The sequence below is a fragment of the Celerinatantimonas sediminis genome, assembly GCF_046054195.1.
In the GTDB taxonomy this organism is placed as follows: domain Bacteria; phylum Pseudomonadota; class Gammaproteobacteria; order Enterobacterales; family Celerinatantimonadaceae; genus Celerinatantimonas.
This window is the reverse complement of record NZ_JBEQCS010000001.1, coordinates 401,467-414,318: the sequence shown is the minus strand read 5'-3', so window position 1 is coordinate 414,318 and position 12,852 is coordinate 401,467. Positions and strand designations below refer to the sequence as shown.

The 12,852-nt window shown below is 43.9% G+C and carries 11 protein-coding genes; 5 read left to right on the top strand and 6 right to left on the bottom strand.

The features are described from left to right. Positions 1–3: 3 nt before the first annotated feature. The 3 genes from ABTQ23_RS01965 to ABTQ23_RS01955 all read right to left on the bottom strand — a co-directional run bounded on the left by ABTQ23_RS01965 (position 4) and on the right by ABTQ23_RS01955 (position 3,248). Positions 4–1,170 carry an efflux RND transporter periplasmic adaptor subunit gene (locus tag ABTQ23_RS01965; protein ID WP_408613936.1) on the bottom strand — a complete coding sequence of 389 codons (1,167 nt, stop codon included), beginning with the start codon at positions 1,168–1,170 and terminating at the stop codon, positions 4–6. A 111-nt stretch (positions 1,171–1,281) separates the two neighbouring features. Then, positions 1,282–2,553, bottom strand: a complete 1,272-nt coding sequence (locus tag ABTQ23_RS01960; RefSeq protein WP_408613935.1) for an ATP-binding protein — start codon at positions 2,551–2,553, stop codon at positions 1,282–1,284. After that, on the bottom strand, positions 2,550–3,248 hold the full coding sequence (locus ABTQ23_RS01955; protein ID WP_408613934.1) for a response regulator: 699 nt from the start codon (positions 3,246–3,248) through the stop codon (positions 2,550–2,552). Before ABTQ23_RS01955 ends, ABTQ23_RS01960 begins: the two co-directional genes overlap by 4 nt. A 373-nt stretch (positions 3,249–3,621) precedes the next feature. On the opposite strand from ABTQ23_RS01955, the gene ABTQ23_RS01950 reads away from it, so the two are divergent. The 5 genes from ABTQ23_RS01950 (at position 3,622) to ABTQ23_RS01930 (ending at position 8,780) form a co-directional block, all read left to right on the top strand. Continuing rightward, positions 3,622–4,548 (top strand): VirK/YbjX family protein, encoded by a 927-nt coding sequence (locus ABTQ23_RS01950; protein ID WP_408613933.1) that lies wholly within the window; start codon positions 3,622–3,624, stop codon positions 4,546–4,548. A gap of 92 nt (positions 4,549–4,640) precedes the next feature. After that, entirely contained in the window at positions 4,641–5,486 is an 846-nt protein-coding gene (gene yghU, locus ABTQ23_RS01945) for a glutathione-dependent disulfide-bond oxidoreductase (RefSeq protein ID WP_408613932.1), read from the top strand. A gap of 135 nt (positions 5,487–5,621) precedes the next feature. Then, complete coding sequence (locus ABTQ23_RS01940; RefSeq protein ID WP_408613930.1) at positions 5,622–6,854, top strand: toxin-antitoxin system YwqK family antitoxin; 1,233 nt, start codon at positions 5,622–5,624, stop codon at positions 6,852–6,854. Continuing rightward, on the top strand, positions 6,841–7,569 hold the full coding sequence (locus ABTQ23_RS01935) for a hypothetical protein (protein WP_408613929.1): 729 nt from the start codon (positions 6,841–6,843) through the stop codon (positions 7,567–7,569). The genes ABTQ23_RS01940 and ABTQ23_RS01935 overlap by 14 nt, the downstream gene beginning before the upstream one ends. Continuing rightward, positions 7,569–8,780 carry a hypothetical protein gene (locus tag ABTQ23_RS01930; protein WP_408613928.1) on the top strand — a complete coding sequence of 404 codons (1,212 nt, stop codon included), beginning with the start codon at positions 7,569–7,571 and terminating at the stop codon, positions 8,778–8,780. The genes ABTQ23_RS01935 and ABTQ23_RS01930 overlap by 1 nt, the downstream gene beginning before the upstream one ends. Before the next feature lie 109 nt (positions 8,781–8,889). Here ABTQ23_RS01930 and tuf read toward each other — a convergent pair whose 3' ends face one another. The 3 genes from tuf to rpsG all read right to left on the bottom strand — a co-directional run bounded on the left by tuf (position 8,890) and on the right by rpsG (position 12,785). Continuing rightward, the gene (tuf, locus tag ABTQ23_RS01925) at positions 8,890–10,074 is read right to left on the bottom strand and encodes an elongation factor Tu (RefSeq protein ID WP_408613927.1); all 1,185 of its coding nucleotides are present in this window, start codon (positions 10,072–10,074) and stop codon (positions 8,890–8,892) included. Between the two features lie 57 nt (positions 10,075–10,131). After that, positions 10,132–12,231, bottom strand: coding sequence for an elongation factor G (gene fusA, locus ABTQ23_RS01920; RefSeq protein WP_408613926.1), 2,100 nt, complete (start codon positions 12,229–12,231; stop codon positions 10,132–10,134). Positions 12,232–12,314: 83 nt separating this feature from the next. Next, positions 12,315–12,785 carry a 30S ribosomal protein S7 gene (rpsG, locus tag ABTQ23_RS01915; RefSeq protein ID WP_408613925.1) on the bottom strand — a complete coding sequence of 157 codons (471 nt, stop codon included), beginning with the start codon at positions 12,783–12,785 and terminating at the stop codon, positions 12,315–12,317. Positions 12,786–12,852: the final 67 nt, after the last annotated feature.

Here is a 12,852-nt window from a genome sequence, read left to right as displayed (position 1 = left end):
AGGTTAAGCTCCTTTATGAGCTTGACTAACAGTGACAGGCATTCCTTCGGCTAAATTACTGAATCCCTCAGTGATGACCTTGTCACCGGCGCTAATACCTTTATTAATGACCCACATATTTTTATATGAGCGTTCCACTTGCACGGCAACTTTATGGGCCTTGCCATTGACATCTAGCCACAAGGTCGCATTGCCATCGGTGTCGCGTTGAACAGCCAATTGCGGAACCAGATAGACACCTTCAGACAAGGCATCATCTAATGTGGCTTTGGCATACATACCTGGCAACAAGAGGTGGTTTTTATTAGGAATTTTAATGCGCAGCGTAATAGAGCCCGTGGTGGCATCGACATCGATTCCAGAAAATAACAATGTGCCATCTTCTGGATATTTCGAGCCATCAGCTAAGGTAATCGTCACTTTCGCCTGTTTTTTATCTTTTAACTCGCCGCGCGCAATCGCTTGGCGAAGAGCCAACCACTCATCGCTCGAGCGGGTAACATCCAGATACATGTGGTCGTAGTTATAGACGGTTGCGAGTGCTGTTGATTGTTCATCTTCAACTAGAGCCCCTGCGGTAACTGATGAAGAGCCAATCCAACCACTGATGGGTGATTTAATTTCACAGCGCTGTAGATCGATAAAAGCAGTTTGAACAGCTGCGTCATCAGTTTTCACAACGCCCTGATATTGCATCACGCTGGCTTTAGCATCGTCGTAATCCTGTTGGCTCACCGCTTTGATTTTTACCAACTTGCTGTAACGATCAGCTTTTGTCTTAGCTGCCTGTAATTGCGCTTCGGCTTGCTGGAGATCCCCCTGAGCTTGTTCATAGGCGGCTTGATATGTTGCGTCATCAATTTGATACAACACCTGGCCAGCCTTAACATTTGAACCTTCTTTAAACAGCCGTTTTTTGACGATTCCCCCGACTTGCGGGCGAATTTCAGCACTTAATAGTGCCGACAATCGCCCAGACAAAGTAGTTTGCAAAGGAAGATTTTGCGGTTTAACACTAATTGCGACAACAGGTTTCGCTGACTGAGGAGCTGCATTGTTATGCGTATCGCTTTGCTGTTCCTGGCACCCACTGAGAAATAAAATGACAGAGGATACCAACAAAAGAGAACACGAACGAACAGATGAGCTGGATTGGAAAAACAAGGACATCGACCAACACCATTAATAGTAACTGCACTGGCCTGATAGTCTAACGATTTGCTCAATTTATCGGCTTAATAGTAACTTACCGAATCTTACTTGCCGTAAGATAACTAGATGCTAGCGATTATCACTGCTCATCTGCGGGCTGAGTGTAACAGGTAATAGCACCGTTACCTGAAAAGTTTTTTCCTGATGCTCAATTTTTAGCTCACCTTGTAAATGCATGACTAATCGATGAACGATTGCCAAACCTAATCCGCTGTGCGAACCGCTGCGTGATTTATCCAATCGAGAGAAAGGCTTAAGCGCTTGCTCCCACTGCTCTTGGCTCATGCCGATACCATGATCAATTACGCTGATAGCAACACCTTGATGGTGCGGCTTGGTTTGTAAGCAGATCTCAGGCTTGCCGTAATCCTTGGCATTTTCAATTAAATTACTCAGAATTCGCTCAAGCTCTTTTTCTGGCACACAAAGCTGGTCATCAACATCAAGTTGCAATGACAGCGGCATATCACTGTAGCGCTGAGCAAGTTGTAAACACAGAGCATTTACTGAAACGGGCTCTGATTGGTCAGGTGTTTTTGCAAAATCGATAAATTGACGAATCAATCCCGAGAGCGCTTTGCAGTCTTTTAAAAATCCCGAGGTTAGTGATGAATCATCCAGCAAATTAGCCCGAACCTGCATGCGGGTGATGGGCGTTCTTAAATCATGAGCAATACCGGCTAACATGACAGTTCGGTCTTTTTCAAATTCATAAAGGCTCAGTGTCATCTCATTAAACTGTCTCATCAGAGCTGAGAGTTCGCGAGGACCGGAAGGTTTTAACTGGCTTGGTTGACGATTTTGACGAAATTCGTGCGCTGCTGCCGACAACTTTAATATCGGTCGACGCAGTTGCCAGTATAGAATAAAGCTCGCAAGTACCACTAAACACAGAATCACCATCAGAGCTAACTCAAAGCCAGTGTGTTCAATGCCTAGATTGGGAATATATAACCACAAATTTAGCGACTTACTTTGAACCCAACCGTGACCATTATTTTTATCCAATACCAATTGATAATCACGACCTAAACGTTGATTCAATGACGCCTCATATGACCTGCCAATGGGTTTGCACTGATTAGGGCAGCGCTTAAATTGGGCAGAATCAGTATTGATAATGTATATCCCTTTACGGGCCAATATAGGACGATTGACAGGTGATTTTGCCAATTGAAAAGCCAGCTCAACATATTGCGCATCACGCGTACTATTATGCTCACCAAGGTGGTGGCCAACCAGCATAATCACCGTAATCTGCACTAATGCCACGAGGGAAATCATCAACAACGCGGAGCGGCCAAACAGAGAGTTAATCAGCCGTAATAGCAGGCTCATCATGCATCACCTTGCAACAGATAACCAATCCCTCGAACCGTTTTCAAATAGACGGGCGCAGAAGGGTTCGGTTCAATAATTTGCCGAATTCGCCAGATAGGCACATCAATTCCGCGCTCAGTCACGTCAGCATAGAAGCCATAAATATCATCGATTAATTTTTTGCGCGAAACACACTGATTGAGATTGCGAGCCAACACCTCCAACATGCGATATTCATAAGCAGGCAGTTTTAACAGTTCACTGTCTCGAAATAGACATTTTTGCTGGGTATCGAGCTGATAAGGACCAAAGCTAATGATCGGTTGAGTATTTTCCGTAAACTGATGGTGGCGACGCAAAACCGCATGGATTCGCGCTAACAGCTCTTGAGGCATAAACGGTTTGCCAACATAATCATCGGCGCCCGCCTCAAGGCCCATAATTCGGTCAATGGCTTCATCACGAGCGCTTAATAAAATCACGGGTAAATTATCGCCATCCGAGCGCAACTGCTTTAATGCACTCAGGCCATCGGTACCGGGAAGCATTAAGTCTAAAACTAAAAGAGATGGCCGTTCTTTATCAAGTCGCTGGCGCAAATGGTTGGCACTGTGTAACACCGAAAACTCAATCCCATGCTGGCGAAAAAAGATCCGCAACAAATCACGAAGCTCTTCGTCATCATCCACCAGCAACACCTGAATAGGCTGCACCATAACTGTCCCTTAACGGCCAAACAAATCTATAAATTTAAGCCTCAAGAGTAAACGCCTTAACAGCGAGACTCAACCTGCACAGCTCTTAGAAAGTGTGTATAAACACTATTGATAGTTTACAAGCTTTAACTTGGTTTTATATAATTACAAAGCCTTCGGTTACCACAGTAGTACCAATTGGATGTGGACCTGCCAACTTGAGGATCTCTGCAATATTGTTTTATCAATCATTGCATCTGCACACTGAAAGCAAAGCCATTTCAAGAATGACCCTTTATTAAACAGCGGACTGTTTGCTTATAACTTGTATGGATACAAGTCATTCTTACAAGAACAATAAATAATATAAGTAAATGATTAAGGGGTAACAGCGATGATTGTTCAATCCGCTCTTCAAGCCTGTGCAAAAAATAAAAGTCACAAAGCTCGACAGGTGAGCAAATTTATTTTCCGAGCCTTAGTTTTTTATCCCTATTTTCGCAAAATGGTGGATTTTCTCTCTCAAGGCGATCGCATGATGCTGTTAAATAAACAGCCTAAATATCTGATGAAATGCATGGTGCCGTTTATCCATGTTGGCCTTAATAAAAAGGCAACACTTGACTGGCTCAACGGCCATTATCAATGGCTGGAGAACACATTTACTGACCAAACTCGTGAAACCATCTATTTAGATGAAATCATTCTCGCCGAGCTTGAAAAAGATGAGCAGCATTATCTGGTCACCCTAAGCTTTGATGGTAAAGCGCGCAAAGAAGGCGAACTAACGCTGTCACTAAAAGACACGCAAGGCAGCGTTTATTATCTGTTAGCTTTTACCTACCATAATGGCAGTTTTTACATCGGCTGCATTCAAGGAAGCACCAACGATAACGGTTTTAGCCATCAATTTACCAAGACCTTTTATGGAATGCGGCCAAAATCATTTATGGTTGCAACACTGCAATTGCTGGCTCAACGCCTTGAGATAAAATCACTCTATGCGGTAAAAAACAACGCGCATATCTATAATGCCAAACGCTACCATGGCAAAGCCCAGCGCTTTAATCTGAACTATGACCAACTTTGGGAAGAGTTAGACGGCATCAGCTCTGACGAGTGGTTCTTCCAGCTTCCTGTTGCAGTTAACCGCCGCCCGCTTGAGGATATTAAACGTTCACGGCGCAAAACTTATCGTGAGCGCTATGCTTGGTTAGATAGCTATGAGAACGAGCTATCTGATGCACTGATGCCTTGCTTAAGCGAGAATTTTCTAACGAATCAACAAAATGCGAATCCAGGTCTTGCCCTGCTTCACTAAAGGCCCCTGATGACAGCGCTGGCTCATTGTGCTTACAATGAGCCTCTAAGCGAGTATCCGTACGCAATAACCGATGCAATAAGGAGACGAACATGAGCAATAGCGACTATCAAGTTCCCAATGTTTGGCGCGACAACGATGACCTTGGGGGCACTTGGTCAAGCATTAATCGCCCGAGTGCAGGCGCTCGTTATCAAGCTGAATTACCCAAAGGAAAACATCCTTTACAGCTGTATTCAATGGGAACCCCAAATGGTCAGAAAGTCACCATTATGCTCGAAGAGTTGCTGGCATTAGGTATTAAAGGTGCTGAGTATGATGCGCACCTGATTTCAATTGCAAAAGGGGAGCAGTTCTCCAGCGGGTTTGTTAACGTTAATCCCAATTCAAAAATCCCAGCATTATTAGATACCAGTGCAGAGCAACCAGTTCGAGTGTTTGAATCAGGCCATATTCTGTTCTATTTAGCTGAAAAATTTAGCCAGTTTCTATCCGACAATCCAGCCGTTCGCATCGAACAGATGAACTGGCTCTTTTGGCTGCAAGGCAGCGCCCCGTATGTCGGTGGTGGGTTCGGCCATTTTTACAGCTATGCACCAAAGCCTATTGAATACGCGATTAACCGTTTTACGATGGAAACGAAGCGCCAGCTTGACCTGCTCGACAAGCAATGTGCCCAACACCTTTTTATCGCAGGCGATGAATATAGTATTGCCGATATTGCCATCTGGCCATGGTATGGCGCGCTCGTATTAGGCGAGCTATACGATGCGGCAGAATTTCTTGATGTGAAGAGCTATCCTCATCTTTTGCGCTGGGCGCAAAAAATCGCGGCGCGAGCGGCGGTAAAGCGTGGCCGAATAGTAAATCGCACTTGGTCAGAGCCTCATCTAGCAGAGCGCCACGATGGCGATGATTTTAATGCGTTAAACCTCTAGGCTTTTCATTTCTATTCTAAATAACACCAGTGATGCACCAATAAATAGCTAATTAGTGCGCATCACTGGTTTTCTAAATTAAAATTCTCTATGCTATGGCGTCTATTAATAATTAACTAAAATTGGCTAATGATAATGTCGTTTGCAGGACGCATCGCGTTAACTCTTACGTTAATGGGTTGTTTATTTACAGGGGCCGAAGCTGCTACGCCTCTTCAAAAATTAACGTTTAAAGACAATTTATATTATCTGAACAACCACTTATACACCGGTGGTGTCACACTACAGACCGCTAATGGGCAATCGCTGGCTTATAATGCTGTCAATAAAGATGGCAAATCGGTACGAATTCGCCGTTGGAGCCTTCTAAAATTTACCGGTTCGGTAAAAAATGGTCGCAAAGATGGTCAATGGACTACCACCTACCCCCTTGATTTTAATGATATTAAAATTGTTGAAAGCTATGACGATGGTAAGCTTAAAAGCATCAACATTTATCGCAAGACAACCCATGATCGGCAGTTAAAGCCCTATATCGAAGGGAAATTAACAAACCAAGCCAACCGTTGGCAATGGAAAGTCCATAGCAGCAGCATGTTTGACCGAACAATTACTTACACCGGCCAAACGATTGGCGTCATGCCAAAAGCTAAAGCAACCTCATTCTTTAGTGAAAACGGCCGCGACTATACAGACCTTAGTTATATCGACAAGGCTAAAGCCAACCTCAAGTTTCAGATATTTCATATCATTTTACACAAACGCCATATTGGAGACACCGATAGCAACGACTTAAAAGAAGGGCCCGATGAACTGATTCGCGATGGCCGCTGGCAGGTTATAAATAAACAGGGGCAACGTACTTATGCCATAGATTATATCTATGAGCGTGATCCTTCCACCTATGGAGCGCTGTTAGAGTATAACGATGATGGCACCAGCAAGTTTACTGGTTACTGGGAGCAAGACAACGGTCATAGAAAACGAGAAAAAATAGCCTATGACGCTCAGGGTCAGATTTTAGATTATCAACTGGTTGACCCGAAAAAAGCCATCAAACGTGAAGAACGATATTATCCCAATGGCAATCTTCAATACGCTTATTTGCCAATTAATAACAGTAAAAATTACGTATTATTAGAATATTATCCGACAGGTCAGTTATTTAAACAGCGTATTTTTAAAAGCTCTTCTGATTTTTATAGGTTGCTCGGTTTTAGCAACAGAAATTTGGTTGGAGACACGCTTATTTACAACCTGCAAGGTCATTTAATTAATCCGCCGAGCAAACCTGCATCAGTAACGTTTAATGACCCTAAAAGACTCAATCAAAAGATGCTGCGAGAGCGCCTTCATGAATCCAAATAACGACGACTTAACTCAGGCATTGCGTTGGCAGATTGAAAATGCCTATCAAAATCACTATAGCAAAGCCCTGTTAGTGACCAAACATCTACTTTTACATATTATGCCAGGATTACTTGTCATACTTTATGCTTGGCTCAATCCACTCTCTTTATGGAGTGTCACAACTTTTGCGCTGTTATGTGTCAGCTATCTGGTGTTAGCACTAGGCGCTGTGCACCTTTATTACCATTATGCTGGGGGGAACGGCTGCTATAGCGTACGTTATGAGCTAAAGGACGCTCAACTTCACCAAACCTATTGGTTAGAGCCGCTTTCAGGCAAAGTGAAATGGGCTTTTCGTTGTTATCAGTTATTGTTTATCTTGTTAATTATCGGCGCCTTTTTTACAACCATGACGTTAGCAAGCTTCCAGCCTATTTATCTCTTTAGTTTAGCGGCGCTAATTCTTTATCCCATTGCACTGATCGCGGTCTTTCATTGTCCACGAATCGAAAAAGTCCAAGAAAGAGCTATTGAGCTTAATCAAACTGAACACTGGTGGTTTAGCCCAAATCCAAATTATTTAAACGCTAAATTAATCAATCGAAAACTGAACAAGCAGATGGTTGTTACATTTGAAAATGCACAAGCATTCACTCAGTTTGAGCACCTATTGCAAGAGCAATATCCACAAGTGCGAACCATCAAATCAACCTTTATGCGGTGGCTTGCCTAATGATTTATCTGATTCGACTCATTCGTACCTGCCTTATTATCCTAGGCTCTCTGGCTGTTGGATTTTATGTCTGTGGATTTGAAGCAATTTATCCAAGTAGCTACCAGTTGGCTAGAAATGAGGGGCTAGCGCGCTATCAAACACAGCTAGAGAGCTTGCTCGATATTCATCAAGGCCATTATCAGTCTCTGCCAAGCAGCGACCCTCTGTACGCTGTACTCAAACAATTACCTTTTGCACGCCACCGTGATGACGCGATTAAACAGCTTCGACAATTGATCATGCAGAATAATCCCAGAGCAATGTTCTGGGCGGCGCAACTCATCGACTCTGATATGTGGACTGGGCGTAGCATAAAAGATCCCAGGTTTTTTTACTTTGACAAGTCGACACTCTTAGAGATGGCGGCAGCCAATAAAGACCCATACGCTGCTCGCGATTTAACACAAGGTCATCTGTGTCTGCGCGATAACAACTGTCGTGATTTTTGGTTAAATTATGCCGCTAAGCTATTTGCTGAAAAAGCCAAGCAAGGCGACTATCGAGCCAAATATGAATTAATTCAGCTCAAAAATTATCGCCACTACGATGCATCGGGGCTAGATAAGCAAGTCAGTTTTGCCATTGATGCGGCCAAACATCAATTTTATCGCCCCTTAGCTGAGCTACTACTGAGCTATCAGCGCGGTGAATATCTGCCTTTGTGGGTCGATACCAGCTATACCAGCCATTTAGCCTATCTGAGCGCAACAGATAGAAAGCTTTTGAGCAAACTTGCTCAATGGTTAACTGACCGACAATATATCGTGGATGGGGATCTAATCAAAATTGCGCGCCAAGAACTTAATCAAGATGACTACCATCGCCTGTTTATCCAATACACATTATTAGGGCAAACCAGAAAATATAGAGATATATCAATTCGCGATTATTACTCCCAACGCATACAAGATGCCGATGTAGAACATGATAAACCGTGGGCGATTGAAGCAATGGCGTTATTAAGCGCAATGGATAACTCGCAACCCAAAAAAGGCGAGCAATTTAGCGAACAAACACAAATATTTTATGACCGTGTGGTTAAACCTGAAGGGATTCAATTTGATAAAGCCGATTTGGCACAAATTGCGAAGCTCGCTGAGCAGTTTAAACAAAGACGCTCACAGAACATCTATCTAACGCCGGATAATACCTATATTCCCGATATATAGGCTTGATTAACCCTGCTAACCACCTGAAAGGTAATTGGCATAAAAGGTAAATTATCGAGATAAAAAAAACCGCCAACAATGGCGGTTTTTTATCGTTTGTGCTTTTAACTTAAGCGATGATTTTAGAAACCACGCCAGCACCTACTGTACGACCACCTTCACGAATCGCAAAACGCAGACCTTCGTCCATTGCGATTGGGCAGATCAGTTGAACAGTGAATTTAACGTTATCACCAGGCATAACCATTTCAACGCCTTCTGGCAGTTCAACGGCACCAGTTACGTCAGTTGTACGGAAGTAGAACTGTGGACGATAACCTTTGAAGAATGGCGTATGACGACCACCTTCTTCTTTGCTCAGTACGTAAACTTCAGCTTCGAAGTGAGTATGTGGAGTGATTGTTCCTGGTTTAGCCAGAACCTGACCACGTTCAACCTGTTCACGTTTAGTACCACGCAACAGCGCACCAACGTTTTCACCAGCACGGCCTTCGTCCAGCATTTTGCGGAACATTTCAACACCGGTACAAGTTGTTTTCTGAGTATCGTGAATACCCACGATTTCCACTTCTTCACCAACTTTCAAAATACCACGTTCAACACGACCAGTTACCACAGTACCACGGCCTGAGATTGAGAATACGTCTTCAATAGGCAACAGGAATGGGTGATCGATATCACGGATTGGTTCTGGGATGTTTTCATCCAGAGCTTTAGCCAGCTCAAGGATTTTTTCTTCCCATTTAGCTTCGCCTTGCAGCGCGCCCAGAGCACTACCCTGAATAACAGGAACATCATCACCTGGGAATTCATATTCAGTCAGCAGTTCACGAACTTCCATTTCAACCAGTTCGAGCAGCTCTTCATCATCAACCATGTCACATTTGTTCATGAATACGATGATATATGGAACACCAACCTGACGAGACAACAGGATATGTTCACGAGTCTGAGGCATAGGACCATCAGTTGCAGCAACAACCAGAATCGCACCGTCCATCTGAGCGGCACCAGTGATCATGTTTTTCACATAGTCAGCGTGTCCGGGGCAGTCAACGTGCGCATAGTGGCGAGTTGGAGTGTCATACTCGACATGCGAAGTGTTAATAGTAATACCACGTTCACGTTCTTCAGGGGCGTTATCAATTGATGCAAAGTCTTTTGCAGCACCACCATAAGTTTTTGCCAAAACAGTTGTGATCGCGGCGGTCAGTGTAGTTTTACCGTGGTCAACGTGACCGATGGTACCAACGTTAACGTGCGGTTTCGTACGTTCAAATTTTTCTTTAGACACAGTATTTACCTTCTATATTGTCAGGCCAGTGAAAGCCAAGCCTTCGTCTAAATGGATTTATTTAGTTTTAGCTTCAATTACAGCTTCTGCAACATTTTTTGGTGCTTCATTATACTCTTGGAACTCCATTGAGTATGATGCACGCCCTTGCGTTGCAGAACGCAGGTCCGTTGCATAGCCGAACATTTCAGCCAGAGGCACTTTGGCACGGATGATTTTTAGGCCAACTGCGCCTTCATCCATACCTTCAATAATACCACGGCGACGGTTCAAGTCACCGACAACATCACCCATCCACTCTTCAGGGGTAGTCACTTCTACTTTCATCATCGGTTCAAGCAGAGCTGGAGATGCCTGAAGAGCGCCTTTTTTGAAGCCCATAGAAGCGGCGATTTTAAATGCCATTTCATTCGAGTCGACTTCGTGGTAAGAACCATCAAACAAGGTTACTTTTACATCCAACATCGGATACCCAGCCAAAACCCCTTGAGACATTTGCTCACGAGCCCCTTTATCAATTGCTGGAATGTATTCTTTAGGAACAACACCACCAACAATTTTGTTCTCGAATGTATAACCTGTGCCAGGTTCTTGTGGTTCCAATTTCAACCATACATGGCCATACTGCCCACGGCCACCAGATTGGCGAATAAATTTGCCTTCAACTTCAACCGATTTACGAATCGTTTCGCGATAAGCAACCTGAGGTTTACCCACGTTACATTCCACTTTAAATTCGCGTTTCATACGGTCAACGATGATATCCAGGTGCAATTCACCCATACCAGAAATAATTGTCTGGCCAGATTCTTCATCAGTTTGAACTCTGAACGATGGATCTTCGGCCGCCAGTTTACCCAATGCAAGCCCCATTTTTTCTTGGTCAGCTTTAGTTTTAGGTTCAACAGCAATCGAAATAACCGGTTCAGGAAATTCCATGCGTTCCAGAATGACTTTGTTGTCCATATCGCACAACGTATCACCTGTAGTAACGTCTTTAAGACCAATTGCAGCGGCGATATCACCCGCACAAACAGACTTAATTTCTTTACGATCATTTGAGTGCATCTGCACCAAACGACCAATACGTTCACGTTTAAGTTTAACCGAGTTATAAACTTGGTCACCCGAGTTCACAACCCCTGAATAGACGCGCAAGAAGGTTAGTGTACCAACAAACGGGTCTGTGGCAATTTTAAACGCCAACGCAGAAAATGGTTCGTCATCTTTAGCATGACGTTCGACGGGGTTACCGTCTTCGTCTTCACCTTTAATTGATGGGACATCAATTGGCGAAGGCATAAATTCAATCACGGCATCCAGTACAGCTTGAACACCTTTGTTTTTAAATGCACTACCACATGTTGCGACCACGATTTCGTTATTTAACGTGCGGATACGCAAACCTGTTTTAATTTCATCTTCTGATAGATCACCTTCTTCAAGGTATTTTTCCATCAGTTCTTCATTGGCTTCTGCGGCAGATTCAACCATGTACTCGCGCATTTTTTCGGCTTTTTCAGCCAATTCAGCAGGAATATCAGAGTAGGTAAAGGTCATCCCACGGTCTTCTTCATTCCAGTTGATCGCCTTCATTTTCATCAGGTCAATCACGCCGACAAATGCATCTTCAGCACCAATATTGAGCTGAATAGGCACACAGGTTGCACCCAAGCGATGACGAATTTGATCACAAACACGATCAAAGTCAGCTCCGGCACGGTCCATTTTATTGACGAACACCATCCGAGGAACATGATACTTATCAGCCTGACGCCATACAGTTTCAGACTGCGGTTCAACACCTGAAGCACCACAGAAAACCACGACAGCACCGTCAAGCACACGCAATGAACGTTCTACTTCAATAGTAAAGTCTACGTGTCCGGGAGTGTCGATAATGTTGATTCGGTGACGAGGGAACTGTGCCTGCATACCTTGCCAGAAGGTAGTCGTGGCAGCAGAAGTAATGGTAATACCACGTTCCTGCTCTTGTTCCATCCAGTCCATGGTGGCAGCGCCATCGTGTACCTCACCAATCTTGTGAGACAGACCTGTGTAAAACAGGATACGTTCTGTCGTGGTAGTTTTACCAGCATCCACGTGAGCAACGATACCGAGATTACGGTAGAGCTCGATTGGAGTTGTGCGAGCCATTTTATCCTCTTACTAAGGGCAACCCCTTAGAAAAAATGCGATAAAGAAAAAGGCGGCAGCATGGAACTGCCGCGACAAGGAAATTACCAACGGTAATGAGCAAACGCTTTGTTTGCATCAGCCATACGGTGAACGTCTTCACGTTTCTTAACCGCAGAACCTTTGTTTTCAGCTGCGTCTAGGATTTCTCCAGCCAGACGCTGAGCCATAGATTTTTCACCACGTTTACGTGCTGCATCAACCATCCAGCGCATACCCAAGGTATTACGACGAATTGGGCGAACTTCAACTGGAACTTGGTATGTAGAACCACCAACACGGCGAGATTTAACTTCCACCGCTGGGCGCACGTTTTCCAGAGCTACTTCAAAAATTTCTTGGTGGCTTTTGCCTGATTTCTCAGCTGCAATATCCAGCGCACCGTATACAATTTTTTCAGAAATAGATTTTTTACCGTCAACCATTACTACGTTGACAAATTTAGCCAACAATTCTGATCCGAATTTAGGATCTGGCAGAATTTTACGTTGACCGATGACGCGACGTCTAGGCATCTTAGTATTCTCCGATATGCTTCAGGTTACCCCAAAACGAAAATTAAAAAACTTCGCAAAATGAATG